Source organism: Streptomyces sp. CNB091 (assembly GCF_000377965.1).
The window spans coordinates 38,215-51,330 of the sequence record NZ_KB898994.1 but is presented as its reverse complement, the minus strand read 5'-3'; the positions used below and the strand labels follow the sequence as shown (position 1 = coordinate 51,330).

Genomic DNA, 13,116 nt, shown 5'->3' with positions numbered 1-13,116 from the left:
CGCTGACGGGGGCCTTCGTGGGTCTGTGAGCGGGTCTGTGCGGGAGTGTGGGTGAGCGTCCCGAACGCGTGGGGACAGCCCCGGACGGAACGGTCCCCGTGAGTCCGTCACCCCCGTGCAATTGCACATATTAAATTCACCAGTTGTAGGGGAGGCGTAAAATCCCCCGGTCTGAAAACTCTTTCGGTGACTACCGTCACACCGCCCGACGCTTGCCAACTTCCAGACTGCCACTGGCCGAACGCGAAAGCACCCGGCCGATGGTCATGTCGCGGAGGGTCTTTCGGTCCCCGCCCCGGCCTCGGCCTCGTTCCCCTCGGGCCGTCCGGCGGAGGCATGGCCCCCGGCGGCTTCCTGCGGGGCGCCCAAGGGGCTCCCGGAGGCTCCCGGCTCCCCGTCGCCCCCGGGCTCCATGGCGAGCCGCAGGAGGCGATGGCAGACCGCGCAGTGCCGGGTGAGGTGGCGAAAGGCGGAAGCGGCCGCCAGGTGGGCACGCAGCAGCGCGCGGGTCTCATGTCGTGCCGTGGACGCGGACATACGAGCCACCTCCCGATGAGCCCGGCCGTCCCCCCGCCGTGTGCGGCGCCGAGGAACGCCGAGGGGCAGGGCCGGCCTCTGCTCCTCCGGGGTACCCCCGCTGGATGGAGCCGTCAAGACGTGCGGCAGAACGCGAGAAAGCCCGGATCGAAACGATCCGGGCTTTCTTCTGCTGCGGTCCTGACGGGATTTGAACCCGCGGCCTCCACCTTGACAGGGTGGCGAGCACTCCAAACTGCTCCACAGGACCAGGTTTTCGCCGCTTGCCTTGCGGCTTGCTGCGAAACCAGACTGTACAGGAGGTGGGAGGCCCAGGTCGACTTCACTCCTGGTGGTGACGCCGTCACCGTCCCACGAGCCCCCGTCGGCCGCCCGCGTCAGGGCGCGAGGGCGTCGATCGCCTTCACGATCCGCTTGTCCGAGACGGGGAACGCGGTGCCCAGCGCGTGGGCGAAATAGCTGACCCGCAGCTCCTCGATCATCCAGCGGACGTCCAGCACCTCCTGCGGCACCGGCCTTCCCTGCGGCAGCTGTTCGAGCAGCCAGGCGTACTCGTCCTGCATCTCGTGGACCTTCGCCATCCGCGTCGTGTCCCGCTGCACCGCCGTCGGCATCTGCTGGAGCCGCCGGTCGGCCGCCACGAGATAGCGCATCAGGTCCGGCAGCCTGCGCAGGCCGGTGGCCGTAACGAAACCGGGCGGTACGAGACGGGCCAGCTGCTCGCGCACGTCCGTGACGTTGGCCACCAGCGTCAGGCTGTTCGTCGACTTCAGCCGGCGCTCGCAGGCCTGCCACGCGGCCAGGATCTGCTGCACCTGGTCGATCGTGCGGACGGTCAGGTCCACCAGATCGGCGCTCACCTTGTCGTACAGCGTCCGGAAGGCCTTCTCGTCCCACGCCGGTCCGCCGTGCGCGGCGATCAGCCGGTCGGCCGCGGCGGTGGCGCAGTCCTCGAAGAGGGCCTGGACCGAGCCGTGCGGATTACGGGACAGGGCCAGCTTCTGCTGGTTGGAGAGCCGGTCCGAGGCGAACTTCGCCGGGTGCACCGGGATGTTCAGCATGATCAGCCGCCGGGTGCCGCGCCACATCGCCTGCTGCTGCTCGGCCTCGGTGTCGAAGAGGCGTACGGCCACGGTCTCGCCCTGGTCGACGAGGGCCGGATACGCCTTGACCGGCTGCCCGGCACGACGCGTCTCGAAGATCTTGTCCAGCGTGCCGATCGTCCAGTCGGTGAGCCCGGACCGCTCGATGGACTCCCCGGAGGGTCCGGCGGTCGCCGCGGCCGCCTTGGAGAGCGCCTGACGGGCCTTCGGCCGCAGCTGGAGCTTGAGCGCCTCCAGGTCCTTGTCCTCGGCGACCTTCCGCCGCCGCTCGTCGACGATCCGGAACGTGATCTTCAGATGGTCCGGGACCCGGGAGAGGTCGAAGTCGTCCGCCGTGACCGGCACGCCGACCATCCGCTGGAGCTCCCGCGCCAGGGTGAACGGCAGCGGCTCCTGGAGCGGGACCGCCCGGTCCAGGAACTTGTCCGCGTAGTTCGGCGCGGGGACGTAGTGCCGGCGGATCGGCTTCGGCAGCGAGCGGATCAGCTCCGTGACGATCTCCTCGCGCAGCCCCGGAATCTGCCAGTCGAAGCCCTCGGACGTGACCTGGTTGAGCACCTGGAGCGGTACGTGGACGGTCACGCCGTCCGCGTCCGCGCCGGGCTCGAACTGGTACGTCACCTTGAACTTGAGCTTCCCCTGCCGCCAGGAGTCCGGGTAGTCGTCCTTGGTGACGGCCCCGGCCTTCTCGTTGATGAGCATGGAGCGCTCGAAGTCGAGCGCGTCCGGCTCCTCGCGCTTCTTGTTCTTCCACCAGGAGTCGAAGTGCGCCCCGGACACGACGTGCTCGGGAATCCGCTGGTCGTAGAAGTCGAACAGCGTCTCGTCGTCCACGAGGATGTCGCGGCGGCGGGCGCGGTGCTCCAACTCCTCGACCTCGCCGAGGAGTTTGCGATTGTCATGGAAGAACTGGTGGTGGGTCCGCCAGTCGCCCTCGACCAGGGCGTTGCGGATGAACAGATCCCGCGAGGCCTCCTGGTCGATACGGCCGAAATTGACCTTGCGCTGGGCGATGATCGGCACCCCGTAGAGGGTGACCCGTTCGAACGCCATCACCGCGGCCTGGTCCTTCTCCCAGTGCGGCTCGCTGTAGGTGCGCTTCAGCAAATGCGCGGCCAGCGGCTCGATCCATTCGGGCTCGACCCTGGCGTTGACCCGTGCCCACAGCCGGGAGGTCTCCACCAACTCCGCCGACATCACGAACCGGGGCTGCTTCTTGAACAGCGCCGACCCGGGGAAGATCGCGAACTTGGCGCTGCGCGCGCCCAGGTACTCGTTCTTCTCGGTGTCCTTCAGCCCGATGTGCGACAGCAGCCCGGCCAGCAGCGAGGTGTGCACCGCCTGCTCCGGGATGGACCCCTCCGCCTTGGGCTCCTCGACGGCGATGCCCATCTGCTTGGCGACCGTACGCAGTTGCGCGTAGATGTCCTGCCATTCGCGGATGCGCAGGAAGTTCAGGTACTCCTGCTTGCACATCCGGCGGAACGAGGACGAGCCGCGCTCCTTCTGCTGCTCGCGGACGTAGGCCCAGAGGTTCAGATACGCCAGGAAGTCGGACGTCTCGTCCTTGAACCGGGCGTGGTTCTGGTCGGCCTGGGTCTGCTTCTCCGCGGGCCGCTCGCGCGGGTCCTGGATGGAGAGCGCGGCGGCGATGACCATGACCTCGCGGGCGCAGCCGTTCTTGTCGGCCTCGATGACCATCCGGGCCAGGCGCGGGTCGACGGGCAGCTGGGAGAGCTTGCGCCCGAGGGGCGTCAGACGCTGCCCCTTCTTCCCCTCCTGGGAGGACTTCTCGCCCTGCTCAAGCGCCCCCAGCTCCTGGAGGAGCTGCACGCCGTCGCGGATGTTGCGGTGGTCCGGCGGGTCGATGAAGGGGAACTTCTCGATGTCGCCGAGCCCGGCGGCGGTCATCTGGAGGATGACGGAGGCCAGGTTGGTCCGCAGGATCTCCGGGTCGGTGAACTCCGGCCGGGTGACGAAGTCGTCCTCCGAGTACAGCCGGATGCAGATGCCGTCCGACGTACGGCCGCAGCGGCCCTTGCGCTGGTTGGCGCTGGCCTGGGAGATCCGCTCGATCGGCAGCCGCTGGACCTTGGTGCGGTGGCTGTAGCGGGAGATACGGGCGTTGCCCGGGTCGATCACGTACTTGATGCCGGGGACCGTCAGCGAGGTCTCGGCCACGTTGGTCGCCAGCACGATGCGGCGCCCCGTATGGCGCTGGAAGACGCGGTGCTGCTCGGCGTGGGAGAGGCGTGCGTAGAGGGGGAGCACCTCGGTGTGTCTGAGGTTCCGCTTGTTCAGCGCGTCCGCCGTGTCCCGGATCTCGCGCTCACCGGAGAGGAAGACCAGGACATCGCCCGGGGCTTCGTGGCCCAGCTCGTCGACGGCGTCGCAGATCGCGGTGATCTGGTCCCGGTCGGAGTCCGCCGTATCCTCGTCGGCCCCTTCGAGTAGTGGCCGATACCGCACCTCCACCGGATACGTCCGCCCGCTGACCTCCACGATCGGCGCCTCGCCGAAGTGGCGCGCGAACCGCTCCGGGTCGATGGTCGCCGAGGTGATGACGACCTTCAGGTCGGGACGCTTCGGCAGCAGCCGGGCCAGATAGCCGAGCAGGAAGTCAATGTTCAGGGACCGCTCGTGGGCCTCGTCGATGATGATCGTGTCGTACGCCAGCAGCTCGCGGTCCGTCTGGATCTCGGCGAGCAGGATGCCGTCCGTCATCAGCTTCAGATACGTCGACTCCGGGTTCACCTGGTCGGTGAAGCGGACCTTCCAGCCGACCGTCTCGCCCAGCGGCGTCTTCAGCTCGTCCGCGACCCGCTCGGCGACCGTACGGGCGGCGATCCGCCGGGGCTGGGTGTGCCCGATCATGCCGCGGACGCCGCGCCCCAGCTCCATACAGATCTTGGGGATCTGCGTGGTCTTGCCGGACCCGGTCTCCCCGGCGACGATCACGACCTGGTGGTCGCGTATCGCCTCCAGGATCTCGTCCTTCTTCTGGCTGACGGGCAGCTCTTCGGGATACGACAGGGCCGGCAGCCGGGCCGCGCGCGCGGCGAGCCGTTCGGCCGCCCTGCCCGCGTCGGCCGCGATCTCGTCCAGCACGGACTGGCGGGCCTCGGGCTTGCGGATGCGGCGCGCTCCTTCGAGGCGCCGGCCGAGCCGGTTCGCGTCACGGAGCGAGAGCTGTCCGAGCTGGGACTGGAGATCGGCGAAGGAAGTAGACATACGGCTCCAAGGATCTCACCCGGGCGCACGGAGTGGCGACCTCATTTCGCGCGGGCTGCGTCACGCGGCACGTACCATTTCGGGCAGTCGAACGCTCAGCCCCGCTTCCAGGGGGAAAGGCCCGGTTTCGTGTCCCGTACGCAGTGGTGGAGCCTGACGGCGCTGCTCGCGGTCGTCGTGGGGCTGCTGTGCGGACCGGCGGCGCTCCCGGCAGCCGCGCTCGGGGCTCCGGCTGCCTCCGCCCCGGCTCCCTTCGCTTCGGCTCCCTTTGCTTCCGTGCCTTCGGCTTCTGCGCCTTCCCCTTCGGCTCCCTTCGCTTCGGCTCCCTTTGCTTCCGTGCCTTCCGCTTCCGTGCCGGGGGCCACCGGAGTGCGGGACGCGCCGTCCGCCCCGGCGGCCGACGAGGCCGCCGACGCGGGCACCCCGGTCCCCGGCTGCGGGAAGCTCCGCGACCAGGACGGCGAGCCCGCCGTCCCCTCCCGCGCCCGCTCCGCGCACGACCAGGCGCCCGGCCTCGCCCCCTGGGGGCTGCCCGCCGCGACGGGCGCGCTGCCGGCCGAGCCGCCGCCCGGCACCCGGGCCCGCGCCCCGGCGCCGTACACCCCGACCCCCGTAGAACTCTCCGTGCTGCGGGTGTAGGCCGGGCACCGGCCCGACCCGCGCCCTTCCCTTCCCCTCCCGCACCCACCAGCCCGGAGTGCCGCATGCCCACGCCCAAGAAGCCCGCCTCCACGGGTCAGAAGTCCTCCTCCCGCAAGCCCCTGGTCTACGGCGCCGTGACCGTCGTGGCCGCCGGTCTCCTCGGCTTCGCGTCGTACCGGGCCACCGCTCCCGACGACACCGCCCCGGACACCTCGTCCGCCCCGGCCGCCGAGGTCTCCGCCGACCCGAACGAGGGCGTCTACCCGGAGCTGGCGAAGCTCGCCCGCCGGGACGCCGACGACCAGCTGGCCGTCGGCCGCGCCGACGCCCCGGTCGTCCTGATCGAGTACGCCGACTTCAAGTGCGGCTACTGCGGCAAGTTCGCCCGGGACACCGAGCCGAAGCTGATCGAGAAGTACGTGAAGGACGGCACGTTGCGCATCGAGTGGCGCAACTTCCCGATCTTCGGCGAGGAGTCCGAGAACGCCGCGCGCGGCGCCTGGGCCGCCGGGCAGCAGAACCGCTTCTGGGAGTTCCACGGCGCCGCCTACGCCGAAGGGGCGAAGGAGAAGGGCTTCGGCAAGGACCGGGTCAAGGCGCTCGCCGAAGAGGCCGGGGTGAAGGACCTGAACCGGTTCATGAAGGACCTCGACGGCGACGCGGCCCGTGCGGCGGTCAAGAAGGACCAGGAGCAGGCGTACAGCATCGGCGCGACCTCCACCCCGTCGTTCCTGATCAACGGCCGCCCGATCGCGGGAGCGCAGCCGGACCAGACGTTCACGCAGGCCATCGAGGCCGCCGCCGAGCAGGCGAAGGCCACGGGCAACGCGGGCAAGGACACCGGCAACGCGGGCAACGACGCCGAGGGCCCCGCCAAGTGACGGCGGACATCGGCTACTTCGCGGCCTTCCTCGGCGGGCTGCTCGCCCTGGTCAGCCCGTGCAGCGCGCTGCTGCTGCCGGCCTTCTTCGCGTACTCCATCGACTCCACCTCCCGGCTGCTGGCCCGCACCGGCATCTTCTACGCCGGGCTCGCCACGACCCTCGTCCCGCTCGGCGCGGCGGGCAGCTACGCGGGGCGGCTGTTCTACGGACACCGGGACGCCCTCGTCACGGGCGCGGGCTGGCTGATCATCGTGCTCGGCGTCGCGCAGATCGTCGGGCTCGGCTTCGCGTCCCGGCGGATCGCGGCCCTCAGCGGCCGGATCCGCCCCACCACGGCGTTCTCCGTCTACGCCCTGGGCGCGGTCTACGGCCTGGCCGGATTCTGTGCGGGACCGATCCTCGGCAGCGTCCTGACCGTCGCGGCGGTCAGCGGCAGCCCGGTCTACGGCGGTCTGCTGCTGGCGGTCTACGCGCTCGGGATGGCGGTACCGCTCTTCCTGCTCGCCCTGCTCTGGGAGCGCTTCGACCTCGGCCGCCGGACCTGGCTGCGCGGCCGTGCCGTCCGGCTCGGCCGGTTCGAGCTGCACACCACGTCGTTGCTGTCGGGGCTGTTCTTCATCGGACTCGGCGTGCTGTTCCTCGTGTACGACGGGACGACCGCGCTGCCCGGTCTGCTGGGGGTCGACGCGTCGTTCGAGGTCGAGCAGTGGGCGCGGAACCTGGGCGAACAGGTGCCGGACGGGGTGCTGCTGGGCGCCGTGGTGCTGGTGGTTCTGCTGGTCCTGGGAGCCAGGGCCCTGCGCCGGCGCGGTACGGACGTACCGATGGAGACGGCTGAGGAGACCGAGGCGACCGAGAAGGTGTGACACACGGCGAAGGCCACGCCCACCGGCCCCGTCGGGGGCCTTCAGGAAGAGGCGGAGCCCAGGACCCTGGCAGTGAAGTTCGCCAACTGCGCCCGCATCCTCTCGCGTGACCCGCACTCAGGTCCGGCCAGATGCTCGACAAGATCGGCTCGGACGGCTGCGAGCAGGGCGTGAGCGGTGAAATCGCTGTCGGTCAGGCCGGGGATCTGCTCCAGCATTGCGGCCAGCAGGCCGTGCCAGCGTTCGTAATGATCGGCCTGGTACGGGCTGCTGCTCCCGCCTTCCTCCAGGGCCAGCATGAGGCGGCGGTTGTCGAGTTTGAAGCACAGGAGGGTGTCGAGCAGGGCGGGTACGCGCTGCTGCGGCGGAGTCGCGGGGCCCAAGGGCGGAGGTCCGGCTTCGACGGCCTCCCTGACTGGCTCCAGTCGTGCTTCGTACAGCGCGCGCAGCAGTCCGGGGCGGTCGCCGAAGGCCCGGAAGAGCGTGCCCTTTCCGACGCCGGCCGCCGCTGCGACGGCGGCCAGGGTGACGCCTTCCGGGCTTTCGCAGCGGGCGAAGAGAGCGTCGGCGGCCGCCAGGACGGCCTGCCGGTTGCGGGCGGCGTCCTTGCGGGGTTTGCGCTCGGGCATGCCGTACCTCCCATTGCAAAGCGGACCGTGGGTCCGTATCGTAAAAGCGGACCTGCGGTCCACATTCTCCTGGGGGCGAGGGTACCCACCCACGTCCGCGTCGAGGTCCGCCCCGACCTCTCCGGCGGATCGCTACCGCCACAGCTCGTAGTTCCCCCCTCGCCGTCCTCGGACCCGGCGCCGATCTCACCAGGAGCAGCCGATGACAACCACCGGCACCACCTCGGACACCGGCACCACCTCGGACACCGGCACCACCTCGGACGCCGGCGCCACCTCGGACACCGGCACCACCTTGGTCATCGGTGCCACCGGCACCACCGGCAGCCGCACCACGGCACGACTGTCGGCCTCCGGCCACCGCGTCAGAGCCGCCAGCCGTCGCGCCGCCGACGTCCCCGGCGCACAGTCCGTCGCGTTCGACTGGTACGAGCCCGCCACCCATGCCGCCGCCCTCGACGGAGCCGACCGCGTCTACCTGATACCGCCCGTGGGCGACGCCGACCCGGCGGCGGTCATGGTGCCCTTTCTCCGCCGGGCCCGCGCCGCCGGCGTGCGGCGTGCGGTGCTCCTCAGCTCCTCGGCCATCCCCGAGGGCGGCCCGGCGGTGGGAACCGTGCACCGGGCCCTGCCCGGTCTGTTCGAACAGTGGGCGGTGCTGAGGCCCTCGTGGTTCATGCAGAACTTCACCGGCACGCACGCGCACGCCGTGAGCATCCGTGAAGAGGGCGCCATCTGGACCGCGGCCGGGAGTGGCCGGGTCGGCTTCGTCGACGTCGAGGACATCGCGGCCGTCGCCGTCCGTGCCCTGACCGACGAGCACGCCCCCAACGCCGATCTCGTCCTCACCGGGCCGGAGGCGCTCAGCTACGACGACATCGCCACCACCATCACCCACGTCACCGGCCGGCCCGTGGACCACCGCCGTCTCTCCTACGAGCAGATGCGCGACCGCCTCGCGGCGCACGTGCCGCCGGAGTTCGCCGCGCTGCTGGCCGGCATGGACCGTGCCATCGCCGAGGGGGCGGAGGACCGCGTCACCGACACCGTCCAGCGCCTCACGGGGCGGCCCCCGCGCGGATTCCACGCTCTCCTCGAACGAGAGACGGAATGAAGCGGCTGGGCAGGGGCATCAGCTCCGCACCCTGGATCGGGGTCTCGTCGCCGGCGACGCCCCTTCACGCTCCGGTAGGGCTCAGCTCCTGTCCCTGCTGTTACCCGTCCTGCCGTTAGCCAGCCATCTACGATGGGAACTGTTCGGGGTGTGGGGCGTGAGGTGGGGGTGCAACAGGTGGCCTATCTTCCGGAGCTGGATCCGGTGACAGGCTTGCTGCCGGTCGGCCGTTTTCCGCTGACGCTCGATGAGGTCTGTGCGCAGTATGTGCAGGACTCTGTTTTCTCAGGGTCAGTGACGCGCGGGGAACTGTGGACCGAATGGGAGAACCATCGATGCTCGGTTGAGGCGGCGGTGGGCTCCCTCGGGCGGGTCTGGCTGGGGGGAAGCTTTGTGAGCGGCAAGCTCGATCCGCAGGACATCGACGTCGTGTACCTGCTGCCCGCCCAGGACTACGACCGGCTGGAGCCCGAGGATCGTGGGTTCCTGATGGACCTGTGCGACAAGGAGTGGTGTCACCGCACGGGGATGCGGATTGACGCGTACGGGGTCAGGCTTCCTGACGAGATCCCCTTCTGGCAGCTGGCCGGCGGCTACAGTCAGAAGGCAGGGAACTCGTTCCGAGATATCGGGATCTTCGACGAAATCTGGCAGCGTACGCGCTGTGAGGACAGCGATGCCTCACCGTTGCGTCGTGGATATGTAGAGGTGCTGCTGTGATGGCCGCTACCCCCTTCCCTGACCGACGGGACCGCGAGGCTGTCCGGCAGTGGCTGCGGGACAACGCGTCTGGCGGACATTCCTCGGGCGAGGTGAGCGCCGATGACCTTGCTGCCAGCCAGCAGCAGAAGCTTCTGAGACTTGTCGACGAAGAGCCGCGGGCCCACAGGCCGCGGCAGCAGCTGGACGTCGCTTTGACAGGACCGGCCACAGAGCAGCACACGGTGGCGGCCTCCGTCCTGGGGAAGTTCCTGGTGGACCTGCAGGAATCGGTGTCATCTGTGGCACAAGCCCTGACGGGGCAGGCTACGAGCCGAGCACCGATTCCCGGCGCGCTGCGTCTGCAGACCGCTCTGGAAGCGTCGGCGGTCTTCCCGTCGTCTTTCGGTGTGACACTTCTGGGACCTGTTGAGGAGCCTGCACAGGAAAATCTCTTCCCCGAGTTCGGTGACGTGTCTGAGTCCTTGATCGAGGAGGCGATCTCGACTGTCCTCGACTTGGTTGACTTGTCTGAGAGCGGCGGTGTGGTCGAGGACCTGTTGACGGATCGCCTGTTCCCTCTGGGGCCGCGCACGACCAAGCATCTGCAGGCCCTTACATCCGGACTGGCAGACAGCGGCTTGGGCCTGCGCGCCACGTGGCGGACAAGCCGCGGGGTGGTCAGGCAGAGTCGGTGGAGCGCCCGTGGTGTACGCCGCGTATTCGACCTGTGCAGGCACAGTGACTTCTCGGAAGTCGAGACGATGCACGTCGTCGGCTGGCTGGGAGGGGCCAGTCAGTTCAGGAACAGTGTGGAGATCCGGACCGACGGCAACGAGCTGCTGCGGGCGAGCATCTCGGCGGACATGACTGTCCAGCTACGGGACTACTTCGACGAGCGCGTCGAAGCTGATCTGGAGGTGGCCCGCGTACGGTACACGGGGGGTCGGGAGCGTACGTTGTACAGCGTCATCGACCTTCGGCGGGCATGACTTCCCGTTGGCCCCGCTGGTTGGCTGGGCGTGCCCCTTCAACCGGCCTCGGTACCACCCCGGCGATGCGTCGGGGCAGTGCCGACGGGCCCGGCGACCGACCGCTGTGTCAGCCGAGCCGCATCTGGCGGCGCAGCTGATTCAGTGCCGCGCGTACGCGATCCGGGATGCAGCAATGCGGCCCAGCGCGTAGAGATCGCTCCGTGGGGTGACCTCGACCGCCCGAGCTTGTTCAGGGGACATGTAACGGGGCAGACAACAACAAAGTCCCGGACAGTGAGCGGTCCGGGACTTTGTTTCTGGTGGCTGGGGCCGGGATCGAACCGGCGACCTATCGCTTTTCAGGCGATCGCTCGTACCAACTGAGCTACCCAGCCACGCAGCCGCTGGGGCTGCAAGCGGTCCTGACGGGATTTGAACCCGCGGCCTCCACCTTGACAGGGTGGCGAGCACTCCAAACTGCTCCACAGGACCAAGCGGTGTGCGAAACAAGTCTCGCACACGGTGAAACGTGCCCCCAACGGGATTCGAACCCGTGCTACCGCCTTGAAAGGGCGGCGTCCTGGGCCACTAGACGATGAGGGCTATTGGCCCGCCTGTTCGCTTCGCAGCGCGTCGGGGACGTGAGAAGCATATGGGATGGGCGGAGCTATCGCCAAAACGGTTTACGGCGAGGGGGCGGGGCGCGCCGGGGAGCGGGTGGCGGAGGGCGAGGAGGGTGGCGACGGAGTGGGGGAGACGGGGGCGTCCTTCTTCAGGTTCTCCTCCGGAAGATGGCGACTGACCTCGGCGGTCGTCAGTCCGAGACCGCCCAGCGTGATCTCGTCCCAGGCCTGGAGCCGACGGGTCGAGCGGTCCATGTAGAGCACCGAGGCGCGCACCTTCTCCGGCTTGTCGTTCTGTACGGCGCGCAGCCCGCCGCCGCCCGTGGAGCCCTCGACCTTCAGCCGCGTGCCGAGCTTCAGCTGCTCGTTGATCCGGCGGTGCAGGTGGCCCGAGAGCACCAGCGGGACCGTGCCGTCGGTCTCCCGGGCGGTGTTGGGGTCGTGGGCGACGGCGATGTCGACCGGGGTGCCCGCGCGTTCCTGGTCGCGCAGCGCGGAGGCCAGCCGCGCGCCTTCGAGCTGCGCGGCCTCCTTGCCGCCGACCGGGGCGGTCCGGTCCGGGGTGAAGGAGGCGTCGCCGGTGCCGGCGATCCGCAGCCCGCCGACGTTCACCGCGTTGCCGTCGTCGAGGACGCTCACGTTCTTGAACTTCTTCAGATAGGCCTGGGTGATGGGGGAGTCGTGGTTGCCGCGCACCCAGACGTAGGGCGCGCCGAGGTCGCGGATCGGGTCGAGGAAGCCGTTCTCGGGGGCGGAGCCGTGGTCCATCGTGTCGCCCGAGTCGACGATGACGTCGATCTCGTACTGCTCCACCAGCGAGGCGATGATGTGCCAGGCCGCCGGGTTGAGGTGGATGTCGGAGACGTGCAGGACCCGGATCGTGCCCGGGTCGGGCTGGTAGACGGGAAGCGTGGAGGTCGCGTCGTACAGCTTGGTGACGTTGGTGACCAGGCGGGCCAGTTCCTGCTGGTAGATGTCGAACTCGGTGACGATGGAGCGGGCGTCGCCGACCAGGGACGGGGCGCTGGAGAGCAGCCCGGAGAACTTCGGCTCCAGGACGGACTTCGGGTTCCAGGTGGCGTACGCGCTGGCGCCGGACGCGGCCAGCAGGGTCAGGGCGAGCCCGCCGGCGGCCAGGGCGCGGCGGGGGCGGCGGTAGACGACGAGGCCGAGCGCGGTCGCGCCGGAGACGACGGCGACGCAGGAGCGTACGGCCAGCTCCCGGGTGCCGGCGGCGACGTCCCGGGCGACCTCGTCCTGGAGGCCGGCGAACCGTTCCGGCTGGTCGACCAGGGCCTGGGAGCGTTCGGGGTCGAGGCGGTCCACGTCCACGTCGAGCCGGAGCGGCGCGGTGTGCGAGTCCAGCTCCAGGGCGCCGAGCGGGGACACGTTGATCTTGCTGCCGCCGGTCAGGGAGGGGCGCAGCGTCATGCTGGTGTCCATGGGGCCGACCGGAGTACGGATGGAGCCCACGGCGAGCAGGCCCAGCCAGGCCCCCAGCACGACGACGGCGAGCATGCCGAGGGCGCGGAGGTACGGGTGGCGGGCGGGGCCCGTCAGGTCGCCGGAGGCCGCCGGGCCGGTGCCGGCGGGGGTACGGGGCCGGGGGGCGGCGGGGGTACGGGGCCGGGGGTCGGCGGTGTCGCGGCCCCGGGACTTCGGGCCGACGAGCTGGCTGAGGCGGTGCCGGACGCGGTCGGCTGCGGCACGGAACGGGACGCGGACCATTGGGCCCGTATGCCCCGGTACGGGCTCCGCCATGCCGGGCTGCCCGCCCGGTCATGAGTCCGGTTCGGTCGCCATCTGCCCGCGCC

The 13,116-nt window shown here is 70.0% G+C and carries 10 protein-coding genes and 4 tRNA genes; 6 read left to right on the top strand and 8 right to left on the bottom strand.

Features of this window, described 5'->3' with window-relative positions; genetic code table 11:
- Positions 1 to 264 precede the first annotated feature (264 nt).
- The 3 genes from D581_RS0110185 to hrpA all read right to left on the bottom strand — a co-directional run bounded on the left by D581_RS0110185 (position 265) and on the right by hrpA (position 4,871).
- Complete coding sequence (locus D581_RS0110185; RefSeq protein WP_018957135.1) at positions 265 to 537, bottom strand: DUF6274 family protein; 273 nt, start codon at positions 535 to 537, stop codon at positions 265 to 267.
- 175 nt (positions 538 to 712) lie between these two features.
- Positions 713 to 787, bottom strand: a tRNA-Asp gene (locus tag D581_RS0110180).
- 127 nt (positions 788 to 914) lie between these two features.
- Positions 915 to 4,871 (bottom strand): ATP-dependent RNA helicase HrpA, encoded by a 3,957-nt coding sequence (hrpA, locus tag D581_RS0110175; protein ID WP_018957134.1) that lies wholly within the window; start codon positions 4,869 to 4,871, stop codon positions 915 to 917.
- A 336-nt stretch (positions 4,872 to 5,207) separates the two neighbouring features.
- Between hrpA and D581_RS1000000142020 the strand changes: the two genes are divergently transcribed.
- The 3 genes from D581_RS1000000142020 to D581_RS0110160 all read left to right on the top strand — a co-directional run bounded on the left by D581_RS1000000142020 (position 5,208) and on the right by D581_RS0110160 (position 7,263).
- Positions 5,208 to 5,510: a hypothetical protein gene (locus D581_RS1000000142020; RefSeq protein WP_486585825.1), complete on the top strand. Its 303-nt coding sequence runs from the start codon at positions 5,208 to 5,210 to the stop codon at positions 5,508 to 5,510.
- A gap of 65 nt (positions 5,511 to 5,575) precedes the next feature.
- Positions 5,576 to 6,394 (top strand): DsbA family protein, encoded by an 819-nt coding sequence (locus tag D581_RS0110165; RefSeq protein WP_018957132.1) that lies wholly within the window; start codon positions 5,576 to 5,578, stop codon positions 6,392 to 6,394.
- The gene (locus tag D581_RS0110160; RefSeq protein WP_018957131.1) at positions 6,391 to 7,263 is read left to right on the top strand and encodes a cytochrome c biogenesis CcdA family protein; all 873 of its coding nucleotides are present in this window, start codon (positions 6,391 to 6,393) and stop codon (positions 7,261 to 7,263) included. The genes D581_RS0110165 and D581_RS0110160 overlap by 4 nt, the downstream gene beginning before the upstream one ends.
- A 41-nt stretch (positions 7,264 to 7,304) precedes the next feature.
- Here D581_RS0110160 and D581_RS0110155 read toward each other — a convergent pair whose 3' ends face one another.
- Positions 7,305 to 7,892 carry a TetR/AcrR family transcriptional regulator gene (locus D581_RS0110155; RefSeq protein ID WP_018957130.1) on the bottom strand — a complete coding sequence of 196 codons (588 nt, stop codon included), beginning with the start codon at positions 7,890 to 7,892 and terminating at the stop codon, positions 7,305 to 7,307.
- Between the two features lie 202 nt (positions 7,893 to 8,094).
- Between D581_RS0110155 and D581_RS0110150 the strand changes: the two genes are divergently transcribed.
- The 3 genes from D581_RS0110150 (at position 8,095) to D581_RS01000000137070 (ending at position 10,697) form a co-directional block, all read left to right on the top strand.
- Positions 8,095 to 9,006: an NmrA family NAD(P)-binding protein gene (locus tag D581_RS0110150; protein WP_018957129.1), complete on the top strand. Its 912-nt coding sequence runs from the start codon at positions 8,095 to 8,097 to the stop codon at positions 9,004 to 9,006.
- A 150-nt stretch (positions 9,007 to 9,156) separates the two neighbouring features.
- Positions 9,157 to 9,726 (top strand): DUF6932 family protein, encoded by a 570-nt coding sequence (locus D581_RS0110145; RefSeq protein ID WP_018957128.1) that lies wholly within the window; start codon positions 9,157 to 9,159, stop codon positions 9,724 to 9,726.
- Positions 9,726 to 10,697, top strand: coding sequence for a hypothetical protein (locus tag D581_RS01000000137070; RefSeq protein WP_018957127.1), 972 nt, complete (start codon positions 9,726 to 9,728; stop codon positions 10,695 to 10,697). The genes D581_RS0110145 and D581_RS01000000137070 overlap by 1 nt, the downstream gene beginning before the upstream one ends.
- A gap of 300 nt (positions 10,698 to 10,997) precedes the next feature.
- Here D581_RS01000000137070 and D581_RS0110135 read toward each other — a convergent pair.
- The 4 genes from D581_RS0110135 to D581_RS0110120 form a co-directional block, all read right to left on the bottom strand.
- Positions 10,998 to 11,074: transfer RNA gene (locus D581_RS0110135), tRNA-Phe, on the bottom strand.
- A gap of 22 nt (positions 11,075 to 11,096) precedes the next feature.
- Positions 11,097 to 11,171, bottom strand: a tRNA-Asp gene (locus tag D581_RS0110130).
- Between the two features lie 38 nt (positions 11,172 to 11,209).
- Positions 11,210 to 11,282 (bottom strand) — tRNA-Glu (locus tag D581_RS0110125).
- 80 nt (positions 11,283 to 11,362) lie between these two features.
- The gene (locus D581_RS0110120; protein WP_018957126.1) at positions 11,363 to 13,030 is read right to left on the bottom strand and encodes a metallophosphoesterase; all 1,668 of its coding nucleotides are present in this window, start codon (positions 13,028 to 13,030) and stop codon (positions 11,363 to 11,365) included.
- Positions 13,031 to 13,116: the final 86 nt, after the last annotated feature.